At 60.1% G+C, this 14,025-nt stretch carries 11 protein-coding genes and 4 pseudogenes; 4 read left to right on the top strand and 11 right to left on the bottom strand.

Features of this window, described 5'->3' with window-relative positions; genetic code table 11:
- Window position 1: 1 nt before the first annotated feature.
- The 9 genes and pseudogenes from FHX14_RS17915 to FHX14_RS17875 all read right to left on the bottom strand — a co-directional run.
- Entirely contained in the window at window positions 2-853 is an 852-nt protein-coding gene (locus FHX14_RS17915) for an ABC transporter permease subunit (RefSeq protein ID WP_184377947.1), read from the bottom strand.
- Window positions 850-1,698: a proline/glycine betaine ABC transporter permease gene (locus tag FHX14_RS17910; protein WP_184377946.1), complete on the bottom strand. Its 849-nt coding sequence runs from the start codon at window positions 1,696-1,698 to the stop codon at window positions 850-852. Before FHX14_RS17910 ends, FHX14_RS17915 begins: the two co-directional genes overlap by 4 nt.
- A gap of 21 nt (window positions 1,699-1,719) precedes the next feature.
- On the bottom strand, window positions 1,720-2,811 hold the full coding sequence (locus FHX14_RS17905) for a glycine betaine/L-proline ABC transporter ATP-binding protein (protein ID WP_184377945.1): 1,092 nt from the start codon (window positions 2,809-2,811) through the stop codon (window positions 1,720-1,722).
- Between the two features lie 84 nt (window positions 2,812-2,895).
- Window positions 2,896-3,747, bottom strand: a complete 852-nt coding sequence (locus FHX14_RS17900; protein ID WP_184377944.1) for a glycine betaine ABC transporter substrate-binding protein — start codon at window positions 3,745-3,747, stop codon at window positions 2,896-2,898.
- A gap of 77 nt (window positions 3,748-3,824) precedes the next feature.
- Window positions 3,825-5,171 carry an FAD-binding oxidoreductase gene (locus FHX14_RS17895; RefSeq protein ID WP_184377943.1) on the bottom strand — a complete coding sequence of 449 codons (1,347 nt, stop codon included), beginning with the start codon at window positions 5,169-5,171 and terminating at the stop codon, window positions 3,825-3,827.
- Window positions 5,168-6,685, bottom strand: coding sequence for an aldehyde dehydrogenase (locus FHX14_RS17890; protein ID WP_184377942.1), 1,518 nt, complete (start codon window positions 6,683-6,685; stop codon window positions 5,168-5,170). Before FHX14_RS17890 ends, FHX14_RS17895 begins: the two co-directional genes overlap by 4 nt.
- Window positions 6,678-7,589 carry a dihydrodipicolinate synthase family protein gene (locus tag FHX14_RS17885; RefSeq protein ID WP_184377941.1) on the bottom strand — a complete coding sequence of 304 codons (912 nt, stop codon included), beginning with the start codon at window positions 7,587-7,589 and terminating at the stop codon, window positions 6,678-6,680. The genes FHX14_RS17890 and FHX14_RS17885 overlap by 8 nt, the downstream gene beginning before the upstream one ends.
- Window positions 7,586-8,302 (bottom strand): GntR family transcriptional regulator, encoded by a 717-nt coding sequence (locus tag FHX14_RS17880; RefSeq protein WP_003591088.1) that lies wholly within the window; start codon window positions 8,300-8,302, stop codon window positions 7,586-7,588. The genes FHX14_RS17885 and FHX14_RS17880 overlap by 4 nt, the downstream gene beginning before the upstream one ends.
- Window positions 8,303-8,720: 418 nt before the next feature.
- A pseudogene (locus tag FHX14_RS17875) lies at window positions 8,721-8,933 on the bottom strand (aldehyde-activating protein); the annotation flags it as partial.
- A 483-nt stretch (window positions 8,934-9,416) separates the two neighbouring features.
- Between FHX14_RS17875 and FHX14_RS33080 the strand changes: the two are divergent.
- The 3 genes and pseudogenes from FHX14_RS33080 to FHX14_RS17865 all read left to right on the top strand — a co-directional run.
- Window positions 9,417-9,797 carry a hypothetical protein gene (locus tag FHX14_RS33080; protein WP_054183966.1) on the top strand — a complete coding sequence of 127 codons (381 nt, stop codon included), beginning with the start codon at window positions 9,417-9,419 and terminating at the stop codon, window positions 9,795-9,797.
- A 196-nt stretch (window positions 9,798-9,993) separates the two neighbouring features.
- Window positions 9,994-10,152, top strand: a pseudogene (locus FHX14_RS32800) (aldehyde dehydrogenase (NADP(+))); the annotation flags it as partial.
- 36 nt (window positions 10,153-10,188) lie between these two features.
- A pseudogene (locus tag FHX14_RS17865) lies at window positions 10,189-10,479 on the top strand (DDE-type integrase/transposase/recombinase); the annotation flags it as partial.
- Window positions 10,480-10,711: 232 nt separating this feature from the next.
- Here the strand turns inward: FHX14_RS17865 and FHX14_RS33470 are convergent.
- Both FHX14_RS33470 and FHX14_RS17860 read right to left on the bottom strand, forming a co-directional pair.
- On the bottom strand, window positions 10,712-10,906 hold the full coding sequence (locus tag FHX14_RS33470) for a hypothetical protein (protein WP_003591085.1): 195 nt from the start codon (window positions 10,904-10,906) through the stop codon (window positions 10,712-10,714).
- 1,224 nt (window positions 10,907-12,130) lie between these two features.
- Entirely contained in the window at window positions 12,131-12,418 is a 288-nt protein-coding gene (locus tag FHX14_RS17860) for a DUF1236 domain-containing protein (protein WP_003591081.1), read from the bottom strand.
- 1,459 nt (window positions 12,419-13,877) lie between these two features.
- On the opposite strand from FHX14_RS17860, the pseudogene FHX14_RS17855 reads away from it, so the two are divergent.
- Window positions 13,878-14,018, top strand: a pseudogene (locus FHX14_RS17855) (nucleotidyltransferase); the annotation flags it as partial.
- Between the last annotated feature and the right edge of the window lie 7 nt (window positions 14,019-14,025).

Genomic DNA, 14,025 nt, shown 5'->3' with positions numbered 1-14,025 from the left:
CTCATCTCGCCTTCGGCAGCCTGTCACGGTCGAGCAGGCCGCGCGACAGCCGGTCCAGCAGAAGGGCGACCGCGACGATCGCCAGGCCGGCCCTGAGACCAAGCCCCATCTCCATGCGCGTCAGCCCGCGCGTCACCTCGGCGCCGAGGCCGCCTGCGCCGACGAGGCCGGCCAGCACGACCATAGCCAGCGACAGAAGAATGCACTGGTTGAGCCCGACCAGCAGCGTCTGCTTGGCCAGCGGGATTTCGATCTTCCAGAGGATCGAGCGCGGCGGCGCGCCGATGGCGCTGCCGAGTTCGATGAAGACTTTCGGCACCTGGTTGAAGGCCAGCGTCGTCAGGCGCAGCATCGGCGGAATGCCGTAGACGATGGTGGCGATAATCGCCGGCACGCGCCCAAGGCTGAAAATCATCACCGCCGGAATGAGATAGACCCAGGGCGGCACGGTCTGCATCACGTCGAGAATTGGCCGAACCACCGCTTCCAGCGTCTTGTGCCGCGAGCACAGGACGCCGATCGGGAAGGCGATGAGCACCGAGATCACGACGGCGACGCTGACCAGCGCAAGGGTCTGCATCGATGCCGTCCACAGCCCGACAAGCAGGCAGAAGCCGAGGCAGAGGCCGGCAAGGATCGCGGCGCGCAGGCTGGCGGCAAAAAATGCCACGACGACGACGATCGCGATCAGCGCATAGGGCGGCACGAAGAGCAGTGCTGCCTCGATTGCCGAAAGCACCGTTTCCACCAGATAGCTGATGGCCGCAAACAGCGGGTGAAGATTGGTGTTGAGCCAATCGACTGATGGAGCCAGGAAGGCGCCGGGCGAAAACTGCAAGGTCGAAAGATTCATGCTTTCCTCCCTGTTCCCAAGCGAGCGGCATTCTGGGTGATCCGGTCAATCACCATGGTCAATACCACGATGGCGATCGCTCCATTGATAGAGGTGGCGATGTCCAGTGTCCTGATCGCGCCGTAGATCGTCTCTCCGAGCCCGCCGGAGCCGACGATGCCGGCGATGACCACCATGCCGAAGGCCATCATCAGGCTCTGGTTGATGCCCGCCATGATGCTCGGCAGGGCAAAGGGAAGACGAATCTTGAAGAACATCTTTGCCGGCGTCATCCCGAGCGCCTCCCCAAGTTCAATGAATTCCTTGGGGGTCATGCGGATGCCGAGCGAGGTCAGGCGGATTGCCGGCGGCACCGCGACGATCACGGTCGCGATCAGCGCGGTCGCCGGCCCGTAGCCGAGCAGGGCGATCGCCGGCAGCAGGTAGATATAGGGCGGAAGCGTCTGGATCAGATCGAGGCCCGGCTCCATGAAGCGATCGAGGGCGGTGAAGAAGCCGGCGGCGATGCCAATCGGGATGCCGATCGCCAAGGCGATCACAGTCGCGGTCAGAACCAGAGCCAGCGTGCTCATCGTCTCCGGCCAGAGCCCCATCGAAAAACAAAGCGCCAGCGCGACGCCGCTCAGGAGAGCGAACCAGACATTGACCAGCCGCCAGCCGATCAGCGCCACCACCAAGGCGATCACATAGAAGGGCGGAAGCTGCAGGAGCCAGAGGATGCCGTCATAAAGCCCTTCGAGAACCTGTCTGATATAGTCGAAGAGGGTTTCCCCGTTGTCGCTCACCCATTCGAGCGCCGAGTCCGTCCATTCGTCGAAAACATCGGTGAAGGCTGAACTATCCATGTCAATCACCTCCAGTTGGGGTCATGCCGCCGTGAGATCGGGGGCAGACGTTCCCTTGACGCCCATCAGCAGGCTGCGCGGCGTGACCACGCCGACGACCTGATCATTGTCGACGACGGCGATGGCGTCGCGTTCCGACTGCATCGTCAAAGAGATAAGCTCGTCGATATCGGCGTCCGGCGTCGTGCGCGCCAGCGACGCAATGTCGAAGTTCGGCGCGCTTTGCTGGAATTCGGCAACGCTGCGCATGACGGAATGCGCCTTGATCAGGTGAAGGCGAGAGATGCCCGCGACGAATTCGGCGACATAGGCATCCGCCGGGTTGAGGATGATTTCCTCCGCCGTGCCGGTCTGGATGATGACGCCGTCCTTCATGATCGCGATGCGATCGCCGATGCGGATCGCCTCGTCGAGATCATGGGTGATGAAGACGGCGGATTTGCCGAGTGCTTTGGTCAGCTGGCGGAATTCATCCTGAAGCTGACGCCGGATGAGCGGGTCGAGCGCGCTGAACGGCTCGTCCATCAGAATGATCTCGGGGTCGGAAGCGAGCGCGCGGGCAAGCCCGACGCGTTGCTGCATGCCGCCGGAAAGCTCGTTGGGATAGCGGCTCAGCCAGTCGGCGAGGCCGACCTTCTCGAGGGCGGCAGAAGCGGTCTTGTTTCGCTCCGCCTTCGCAATGCCCTGGACTTCGAGGCCGAAGGCCGCGTTTTCCAGGACCGTCCGATGCGGCAGCAGCGCGACGCTCTGGAACACCATGCCGATGTTCTTGGCGCGCATCTGCCTGAGATCGGCCGGCGACAGGCTAGCAAGGTCGCGTCCCTTGACGAGGACCTTGCCGGCGCTCGGCGTGATCAGCTTGTTGAGAAGGCGGATGAGCGTCGATTTTCCGCTTCCCGACAATCCCATGATGCAGAAGATTTCGCCGCGCCGGACCTGGATGCTCGCATCGGAGACGCCGACGACGCAGTTGAATTCCTTGAGAACCTCGTTCTTGCCGAGGCCGCGCTCCTTGATCGACTTCATCGCGGCAGCCGACTTGCCTCCGAAGACCTTCCAAAGGGATTGGCAGTCGATCAGGACATCCTTGGCATCGATATTGACAGCTTTCATAGCGATCCCCTTTGAGCCAATGGCGCTGGCTTCTTCCTTAGGTTTCAAGGTGGCCGCCCGGCGGTGCGGGCGGCCACGAGGTGCTTACTTCTTCTTGATGTTTTCCCAGCGCTTGATCAGGTCGGCATGGGCGCCAATCCAATCCTGCACGGCCTGATCCATGGTCTTGCCGTCCTTGACTTCACCGTTGATGGTGGTGATGTCGGCGATCGGCACGTAGACGCTGGCCATGACTTCGCGGGCGTGCGGGTTCTCTTCGGAGAAGCCCTTATGGCCGATCCAGTAGTAGCTCTGCGGCGGCGGGAAGACGCCCTTCGGATCCTTCAGGTACTTGACCTCGTACTTCTGGACCATCCATGACGGCTCCCAGATCGTCACCGCGATCCACTCCTTGCGATCGTAGGCGGATTTCAGCGCCGCCGTCATCGCAGCCGTGCTGCCTTCGACGAGCTGGAGCTTGAGGCCGTAATCCTTGACCGCATTCGCCGTATCGCGCATCAGGCCGGCGCCCGGTTCGATGCCGATGATCTTGCCGCCGAATTTATCGGCATTTTCATTGAGCTGTTCCAGCGAATCGATCGGAACATATTTCGGAACGGCGACGCCCTGATAGAGGCCGTGCGAAACCGGTGAAATCTTTTCGAGACGGTTCTTGTTCTTGTCCCAATAGTCCTGGGCGACGTAGTCGGTCTGCGAGGTGAGAGCCTGGATGTCACCCTTGGCGAGAGCGGCATAGGCGATACCCCATTCGGAGAACTCGGTCACCTTGACGGTGTAACCGGCGTCTTCCAGAACCTTCTTGGTGATGCCGGTGATGGGCGTCAGGTCTTCCCACGACATCGTGCCCAGATTGATCGTCTTTTCCTCAGCGCGGGCGGGAAGGATACTGATCCCGATCACCGCAGCGGCGCAAAGCGCCTTCCACAAAGTCTTCATTTTTCTTACTCCTGGTTTTCGTTCCCATTCTCATTGAAGTCTGCGGGCGGCAGTCTTCATATTGCGCGGCCGAGGGATCATCCCTCGCGGCCTGCACGCAATTCCTGAAAGCGGATGACCGAGTTGACGCCGAGCCACGCGATGGGCTCGGGCGGCAACCTGGTCGGTTCCGGCTGATTGCTGTATCGGTCGAGTTCGGGGCTGCGGGCGCCTGTCGCGAGATCCGCGGCCATCATGCCCGCAAGCGTGCTCTTGACGGTGCCGAGGCCATTTTCGCAGCAGGCCGAAAAAAGCCCGTCTTCGACCTCGCCGAATGCCGGCACATGATTTCTGCTGAGGCAGAGCGCACCTGCCCAGCTATATTCCAGCGGCAGGTTTTCCAGCCCGGGAAAACGGGCGTCGAACGACCGCCGCTGCTCGGCGGCAATGCCGGCGACACGCTTTTCCGACACCTTGAGGCCCGGATCGTAGGTGAACCTCGTCCTGACGACGATCCTCGAACGGCTATCGGTGGTGACCTTTCTGAGCGTCGCTCCCATCGGGTCGGCCGGCAGCAGTGCCCAGCGATCCGCCCCGGTCACGTCGCCGCCGAACTCGTTCTGGGAAAAGGCCGCTGTCATCGACGCATAGGTGAAAATGTGCATCAGCCGTCCGCGGAAATGACCGAAGCTTTGAATATGGCCGTTCACCCCCAGAATGACCTTCGACGCCGAAACGGAGCCGCGACCGGTCTTCGCCTTCCATGTCTTGCCTTCGCGCGAAAGCTCCAGCACCGGCGAGTGCTCGTGGATGGCGACTTTGGAGGAAAGTCCGCGCGCTAGGCCGCGAATATAGTCGGCAGGCTGGATCATCACCGCGCCCGGCGTGTAAAGGCCGCCGCGATAATAGTGCGAGCCGGTCATCTCCCGCATCTGGTCGGCATCGAGAACGCGATGCTCCTCGCCGATCTTCTCGAGCGATTTCCGGTAATTGTCGTTGAGCCCCATTCCCCGATCGGAAGCTGCGGCATTCACCTTGCCCGAGGGGTCGAATGTTTCCCGGGACAGGCCGTATTCGGCCGCGGCATCGGCTGCGAAAGAGATCGCCAGACGGTTCTGCCGGATCTCGTCCTTGGTCGCTTCCTCGTCGGCCACCGAATACTCGCCCGAGGACAGATTGTGCGGCACGTCGATCATGAAGCCGGAATTCCTTCCGGCCGGACCCTTGGCGAGTTCGCGGGCCTCCAGGACGACGATCTTGTCCTGAGGCCGCGACTGTGAGAGGCGGCGCGCCGCCGACAGACCGGCAAAGCCGCCGCCGATGATCAGCCAGTCGGCAGTAATGTCGTGTTCAAGCGCCGTTACGGGAAAGGCGCGTTCGCTGGTCGCCTCCCATCCCGAAACGCCGGTATCGGTCGGCAGGTGCTTGATCACATGACGGGTCATCGGATCGTCTCGTCCACCGACCGCTCCGAGATATCGATCCAGATGGTCTTGAGCTCGCAGTAATTGTCGTGGGCGAAGACCGACTTGTCGCGGCCGCCGAAACCGGACTCCTTGTAGCCGCCGAACGGCGTGGTGGCGTCACCCTCGCCGAAACAGTTGACGGTGATCAGGCCGGCTCGGATGTCGCGGGAGAGCCGGATCGCGTTGCGCAGACTGCCGGTATAGATCGACGCGGTCAGGCCGTAATTGGTATCGTTGGCAAGTGCGGTGGCCTCGGCCAGGTTTTCGAAGGTGGTGACCGAAAGGATGGGGCCAAAAATTTCCTCCTGGAACAGCCGGCTCTTCGGCGTGACGCCGTCGACCACCGTCGGTTCGATGAAGGCCCCTTCAAAAGTTTCGCCGCCATGGGCAAGCGAGAGTTTTTCGGTCTTCACATCATCGAGGAAAGATTTCACCTTCTCGAAATGGCTCTTGCTGACCAGTGCACCGATGCGGTTTTCCGGGTTCAGCGGGTCACCCGTCTTCCATTCGCGCATATAGGCGCCGATACGCTGCAGCAATTCGTCCTTGATGCTGGCATGGACGATCAGGCGCGACGTGGCCGAGCAGTTCTCGCCCATGTTCCAGAAGGCGCCGTTGACCACCTGCTCGGCGACGAGATCGAGGTCTTCGGCATCCGCCAGCACTACCGCCGGATTCTTGCCGCCGCATTCGAGCACGACCTTCTTGAGGTTCGAGTCCGCGGCGTAACGCAGGAAGCGGCGGCCGGTCGGCGTCGACCCGGTGAAGGCCACCATATCGACGTCCATGTGCAGGCCGATCGGTTCGCCCACCTCCCGGCCGGAACCGGTGACGACGTTGAACACACCAGCAGGAATACCGGCCTCATGGGCAAGCTCAGCGACGCGCAGCGTCGTGAGCGTCGTTTCCTGCGCCGGCTTGACGATGACCGAGCAGCCGGCGGCGAGCGCCGGGCCGATCTTCCAGGCCAGCATCAGCAGCGGGAAGTTCCACGGCAAAACACAGCCAACGACGCCGATCGGCTCGCGCACCACCATGGCCAACGCATTGGCGCCGACATTGTTTGTGTTGTCGTAGATTTTGTCGATGAGCTCGGCATGCCAGCGGATCGTATGAATGGTATCGGGAACATCTACCGTCTGGCATTCGCGCACCGGCTTGCCGCTGTCGAGGCTTTCCAGGACGGCGAGTTCGTGCCTGTTCTGCTCCATCAGCTTAGCGAGCTTCAGCAGCACTTCCTTGCGCTCGCCCGGCGAGCGCAGCCGCCAGCGTCCGTCGTCGAACGCGTCCTTCGCCTTCTGCACCGCGTAGTCGACGTCGCTGGAATCGCAGGCTGCGATTTCGGCAAGGACCTCACCTGTCGCAGGGTTCGTGGTGGTGAAAGTCTTGCCGGAATTTGCCGGACGAAATGCGCCGTCGATGAAGGCGTTGGTCGGAAACTGCAGTTCGGCGGCAATCGCCTTGTATTCGGCTGCGGTCAAGGGTTCATGCATGATTGGCTCCCGACGTGATCTGGGCGACCGTGCGCTTCAAGGTGGCGACAACGGTCTCAAGGGTTCTTTTCTCTTCAGAGTTCAGTCCGCGCAGCGGCGCCCGCACCGGGCCGGCTTTGAGGCCGACGATCTCGCAGCCGTGCTTGATCGATTGGACGAATTTGCCGCATTCGAGGAAATCCATCAGCGGCAGCATCGCGCTCATGATCGCGCGGCCCTTGTCGAAGTTCTTCTCGAGGACGCAGGCCTCGTAGAGGGCGACATGCTCGCGCGGCAGGAAATTGGAGCCGGCGCAGACCCAGCTCTTCGCGCCCCAGGCGAAGAATTCGAGCGCCTGGTCATCCCAGCCGCAGGACAGGGCAATGTGCGGAAACTTCCGGGCGAGCCGGTGAAGATTGCCCATGTCGCCGGAGCTTTCCTTGATGGCGATCACGTTCTTCGACTTGCCGACGCGGGAGAAATACTCCTCGCCCATCACCACGCCCATACGGGCGGGATAGTTGTAGAGCATGATCGGCAGGTTGGCGGCGCGATCGACCGTCAGGGCGTGAACCGCATTCTCGCGTTCGGTCGGCAAAGCGTAGGGCGGCGACGACACCAGGATCGCATCCGCGCCGATTTCCTTCGCCGCCTTGGCGTATTCGACCGAATCTTCGGTCCGCGTGGCGCCGGTGCCGATAATCAGGGGCAGCCGTGTGCCGATGACTTCCTTCGCATAGGCCGCGAGTTCGTGACGTTCCTGGCTGCTTTGGGCGTAGTATTCGCCCGTCGAGCCGCCGACGATGATGCCGTGGACGCCCGCCTCGATCAGCGACTCGAGCACGGCGGCAAATCCGGCCCGGTCGATCTGACCATTCTTGTCAAGCGGCGTCACCGCCGGCGTATAGATCCCCTCAAACTTCACGATGACTTCTCCAATACTTGCGTGGCCGGACCGCCGAGGAAGGCGTCCGCTTTCAGGCCTTGCGGGGCGATGAACATCTCCATGTTCTCGCGGGACAATTCCCAGTGTTCGAAAACGAGATCGACGACGGCATCCTCGTCGTGAGCGCCGAGCGCTGCGATGAAGCTGTCATGGTGGTCGACCGCCACCTGCAGCCGCCGCCGCATGTCCTCGTTCCTCGGCCGGAAGAACGTGTGACCGATGCGCGCGTGATCGATGAGCAGCCGGCCGAGGCTCGGCTGCAGATAGACGTTGCCCGACATCTCGCCGAAGATTTCGTGAAAGCGATTGTTCTCAAGAACCATCGCCAATGCGTCCATGTTCTTGCTGGCAGCACGGAACCGCTCCTGCGTCTGCTTCAGGTCCGACAGCTGAGCAGGCTTGAAGTTCTGCACAGCGAGACGGCCGATCGCCGCATAGATCATCGGGGCGACGAGAAAGAAATTGCGAAGCGTGGAGTGGTTCATCGGGATGACCCGCGCACCCCTGTTCTCGCGGATGTCGATATAACCCTCGCCGGCGAGGCGGCGGAATATGTCGCGCACCGGCGTCCGGGAAAGCCCGTATTTCTCGCTCAAACTGGCCTCGTCCAGATCGGCGTCCGGGTCCAGTTCCATCGTCAAAATCTGGCGCTTCAGGTCTTCGTAGAGATTGCTCTTCGGTGTCTTCGCCATCGTCGATCTCCGGCCAATTGTTGCTCTACGTCCTTAAGATGGCATGCCTTTTGGGAGGAGTCAATTATTGTGTACTTTGCGTACACAATAATTATTCTCAGGATACACAATAATCCGCAGCTGCGAGAGGCGAGCGGCTCTCCTGAAGGCAGGAGACTTGATGCGGCTGATGGTGTGAACACACATCCACAGCGGAAAGCTCCGCGGCCACATCTCCGGTTTCTTTCCGGGCGGGTAATCGTGGCAGGTCGGGAGAATTCTCTTCAACCGACATCGATGCGCTCTTTGCATTCATCGATCATTAGGCGTCCGAGTCTGGCCGCCGGCAAGCCGGCGGTGCGCGGCCATCGCGGGGCTATATCGATATCCGGACAGCGGCGGGGGTCGGGGAGCGCCGAGGTCTGCGCTCCCCTATGGATTACGAGGCGAGAACGCCGCTCTTCTTGGCGGTCCAGGTGGCGATATAGTCCATCAGGCCAGGGTTGAGGCAATCGTACGGCTCGATCCCGGATGCCTTCAACTGCGCTCCGACGGCGTCCATTTTCGCAGGATCAAAGCCGCTTTCGATGATCGACGACACGACGGCGGCAAAACCGGGCTTCGCCCAGCCGCTTTCCTGGAAGCGCTCCGGAGGTGTCCAGCAGGTGGTTTTCGTGGACATGGGGAACCAGTTCCTCGCGTTAAGCCGCGGCAGAAAGCAAGAGCGTGACACTTACTACTTCGGCCTCGCTGTGAACGACAGATCGATCGTCATGGGCCTTGCCACCGCGGGGCCCCGAACCCGGAAGGCCGACCGTTCAACTTTCTGAACCCTTGGAGAAACCATGGCGAATCGTCGAGTGCCGCAACGTCAATGGCCGCCTTACTGAAGGCGCTGGGCGTCGCCGCCGACAAGACCGAGATCGCGAAGGAAGAAATGCGGCAGAAAGGAATTTGTATGCCAAAATATATCACGATCGGCTATGGCGATCAGATCGGTTATGACCGTACCGCGCCAGCCATCCGCGATGCAGCAGCGGACATGGCTGGTTTGGATTTCATCGCAGTCAGACCACTATTTGCTTTTGGTCTCACCGCTCTACCTCAATCGACAGAGACAGCGGAGGAAGTAGCAGTGCGGAAGCCGATCATACTCTTTGCCATAGGCGCGTTCGCCTTGCCCGCAAATGCGATGGCGCAGTCGCCTGAGCTCGAGGATACCTGCAAATCCGTCGCAAAGAGCTTCTTCATGACGGATCAGCTCACTATCGGCACCGTGCAATCCTTTCCCGAGTTGAAGCCGCCGGGCGTCCGCATGTCGTATTCAACGCGGCAGGGAACGCCGCCGGCCGAAATGACCGACATATTCGAATGCGAGTTCGACAAGGCGGACAAGCCGCACAACCTGGCGCGCTTCTGCGTATCGAGCACGTGCTATTCACCGAACGGCGATGACGGTGACCGCAAGCGGCGCTTCGATGAAATGCGAATTCTTCTCAACCGCGCTGAAAAATAGGATCGCGCCGTGCTCGGGCCGAATGCCGATCACACCGGCTGAACATTGGCCTTCGCTTCGGAGCGACGCCGGTAGGATGCGGTCGGCGGCAGCCTGGTCGAAACGGGTTCGCTCTCGCGTCCGGAACAAGGCCGTCTTCAGCCGTTCGAAATGCACGGCGTCGCTCAGGCCCCTGTAACCTTCGGCGATGCGGTCGTCGGGGGGCGAAGTGTCCCTTGCTATGGTGCACAGCCGCCCCTACCCGGTGACCGCTGACGGCAGGTCGACATCAGTTGGAACGTTGGCAATCTATGGATTTCTTCGGCCGGTCTCCTCTCAGGATTTTCCGAGCGAAATCCTGCCGAAGCCACTCCGGCAGCAGGTCGCTGCAGTCGCAAAATGCACTACACTGTGCTTGCAGCGTCACGGCATCGGCCGCTTGCTGGATGTCGACGGCGACAGGCCGGCGAAGAAGAAGTTCAAGAGCTACCCGATCGGCTACTCCACATCGACATTGCCGAGGTGCGCACTGAACAAGGCAAGCTGCATATGTTCGTTGCCATCGATCGCACCAAAGTTTGCCTTCGTCGAACTGCACGAGAAGGCCACCACCTCCATCTCGCGCGAGTTCCTCCTGCGCTTGATTGCAGCCGTCCCCTACAAGATCCACACCGTGTTCACCGACAACGGGATCCAGTTCACTACGCCCGGCGCTGGAGGGTCCGCTGTGCCGCTGATCAAGAAGCGATCGCCAATGGCGAACGTATCTGGGTCCATGCTTTCGAATACACCTGCGCCACCAATGATATCGAACACCGAGGGGCAGTTGGGCGAAACACCAGAGTTGCAGCGCATCATGCGGCAGGAACTGCGATCGCTCTGGGCCGATCGATCCAACCGGTTTAGGTCCCGCGCGTTCCGCACCATTCTAGCTTTCATATAAAGAGCCGCACCAAGGATTCCTCGTCCTTCACCCCATGTCGAAATGACTGGATAATCCGGCTCGCCAATTCCTCACGCTCGGCGTCTCTCGTAACACGTTTCAGGGAGCTAACACGGTCAAATACGCGCTGACAGAGAGCTAACTCGACTTCATCAAATACGTGTTGCGCGGTCTGAAATGGAGCCACCGTCGCCCTCTTTCCGCGAGGTAATTATTAAAGATCAGCGGCCACCCAACGCACAGGAGAAGTAAATGCTTAGGGTTTAGCAGATCGCTGAGCGGCCGATACAGTAATATCAGAAATTGAATGACCACCGTCTGGTGGTACGAAACCGCACCCTTTCTTCATAAGCACTTGGGCAGATATATATTTTAGCCATCCCTAATTATTGCAAAATGAGGAAAGATCGGTCAAAATGGAGGTTGCGTCGCCACAGGCGCAGCGAAGAAACCACCCCCCTCACTATCCCCGCTCAGGCGGGGTCTTCCTCTGGCGAGCATGGAGCGGTCGTTGCTCCAAAACCGCAGACGCACGCCATTTCGCGCCGCCCGTAAGCCCCCGGGTTCGCCGACAGCTACTTGCTAGTCGCGGCGTCAAGGGCCCACCAACGCTCGCGCGACCAAGCGAGTGCAGTCTGGCGCGCCTGATCCCAAGGTTCTGCCCGAACTTCATCCAGCCTCCGATCCTGCCCGAAGTGAGTCCCAAGATCGCCAGTCGGACCTAAGTCCATCTTTCCCCCCGCGCGATCCCGCTTAGATTTTCCTAATCCTCGTTCAAAGGACACCAGGGAGGGTTTAGCAATGTTGCTGTCTCCAGTCAGAACCTCCCTGGTGAAGCTTTATCAATCGATGTCGGGCGTCGCTCGAAGCGCTGGTCGGATACCGAAAGCACCCTGGCCGTATGTCGTCCAATCATCTGCAAATGGGCAAAAGCGCGTTGGAGGTCGTTCGGCGCTCGCTGGCTGCAAATCCCCAACTCCCTCTATGCGGTTCGAAGTGCAATGGATGCCACTCATAATTTGCGTTTTGGGAATTCCGACAGAGTCAAAGAACTTACTTTTCACTCGTGGCGATGCAGTCAATTTTCCGGACCGACCCAATTTTCGTGCTTCTGCTTGTTCTCCAGAAGGGTTTGCGCCGGCTACGACATTGTCTTGGTCGCGGGATGACGGCGGCGAAAGTTGAAGATCCGCGGCGAATGAATAGGTCGAAAACCGGCTATCAAATCGCTGCTTCGGTTCTGGATCACTCGAAGGCGACGCCAAGGTTGCGACGTCGCTTGACGCGGCTGGCTGAAGTGGATGCAAGTCTTATTCAACAGTTGGTCCCGAGCGAACGGAACCTGACGCGAAGGAGGGTGGAACGATAGAGGCATCGCGGACTCGGCAGCGGGCCCGCGAAGCTTTCAAGGTTATTTGATGACTTCAATTACAGCGCGGGTCTTCGGATTGACGAGAACACGCTTTTTGTTGACCACCACATAACCGTAATCAGGTTGATCGGGGATGGTGTGGATCTCGACCGTGTCAGGAAGCGCCGTACCGACTGCGACGTCGCCTTCAAAGGTGACGGATGGCGTGTCCTGTTTTTCGACATAGGTTTTGACCTCGCCAGGAACCACGACCGTCGTGGTCTGAGCTACCGCCGCTCCTCCGAGGGACAGAAGTAGGAATGCGCCAGAGATGACCAGTATTTTCATATTTTCCTCCCAGGATCATGAGTGTTCCGGCTAAACGTTGCCGATAAGCCATAGTTCCTCCGCTGCACGGACTGCATGTCGCTTCCAACGGGCAGACCATCAAGATCTACGATCACGAATCTACCTCTTTGGTACGAAAGCGCGCGGGACCTAGGTCCGGGCTTACACGCGCTCACCAACTGGCATAGCGTCTGGTGTCCACCCCCTGATGGACGATGGAAGGAAGGCGCAGCTGGATATGTTATCGGTTCCTTCTGAGCCTTCCTTTCCCGGAAGGCTATTTTGGCAAACTGAAAGTCATACAGTTTGGCTGCCCGTGCGGGCCGTTGGTCCGCGACCGCTGTTAAGAGATGGCATTTACGTTACCAGCTCAGAACTCGGCACATTTGGCAAAGGATGACGCCCCATCCCTCCGGCTGCTTATCGAACCCTTGAAAAAAGATATTGCGCGTGGGAACTCTGATCGTAAAGGCAAGTTAAAGCGCGAGGAAGCGCTGGGTCCGTTCCCATTAACTTGGGGCAACCACCTTTCTATGCACGCTACTAACTAGCCCCGCAAATAGCGGGGCTTTTTTTAGTGCGCCCAGCATGGGCGCACCCTTGTGGGTGGAAGTCCCACCGTAAGCTGGTCATGGCGAACGAAGAGAAGCGCAACTGCGAGAGGGTGACCGATCGTGGGGAGGAAGCGTGGATCGCAACTGCGGGCCGATGGACAAGAATCGGATATGAGGCGGTGCCGACCAGGGCGAGCGGGCTAAAAACCGCGAAGCTCTTGTGACCAAGGGGCGGTGGCGTAAATCCGGCGGTCGTGCAGTGAAGAAGTGCGTTCTTGCCTGGTGAGATCTCGCCTTGTGCCTGAAAGGGCGACGGTGTCGAGCCGGAGCGAGAAGTCAGCAGAGGCCGTAGTAGGGAGCGCCTTGGTGCGAACGAAGGGCCGAACGAGAGAGAGTGAAGTTCCTACCGAGGATGAGCAAGGCCATGCGTCAGATGCCGGGAATGTCCTGGAGATCGGAGAGGCCGTCGGGTGATGCCTGCCGGTGCTGCGATCTTGACGAAGCCGCGCCCCGCCGCGATCCGGGAATGACACAGGTCAGGGCTGCTTGAGGCGGCCCTGATGCGAGAGAACCTTCTGCGGGCCTGGAAGCAGGTGCGAGCCAACAAGGGTGCTGCGGGTGTGGACGGCCTGGACGTTGGCAACGGCGCTCTTGACCTCGTTCACCGTCAGGTGAAAGCCGGCCATAAAGGCGCCGCAGCAGAGCCATCATGCGGGAAATTCCCGTCGCTGGTGGCGCAACAGCGCCAAAGTCCTCAACACCGTCCTCACGATCAAATGGGCCGACCAACTTGGAATGCCCAGACTCGCATAAACCTCAATCTCTCGAACCGCTCGGTGCGGACCCGCGTGCCGGGTGGTGTGGCAGGGGTGCGATCACATCGATCGCCCCCTATGCCGATCTGTGTTAAGGCGCGCTATTCCAAGCATTTCGAAATCAGCGAGGAAGCGGTTAGCTGGCTCGCGGAGAAAACCTCGTTATTACTTGAGCTGGTCAAGGTTGTGTGTTCCGAACATCTGGCTAGGCTCAAGGGAAACGAGGGATAGCGGCATG

The sequence above is a fragment of the Rhizobium sp. BK619 genome (genome assembly GCF_014195245.1).
Taxonomy (GTDB): Bacteria; Pseudomonadota; Alphaproteobacteria; order Rhizobiales; family Rhizobiaceae; genus Rhizobium; species Rhizobium acidisoli.
The sequence above is the reverse complement of the archived record's forward strand: the minus strand, read 5'-3'. Positions and strand labels throughout refer to the sequence as shown.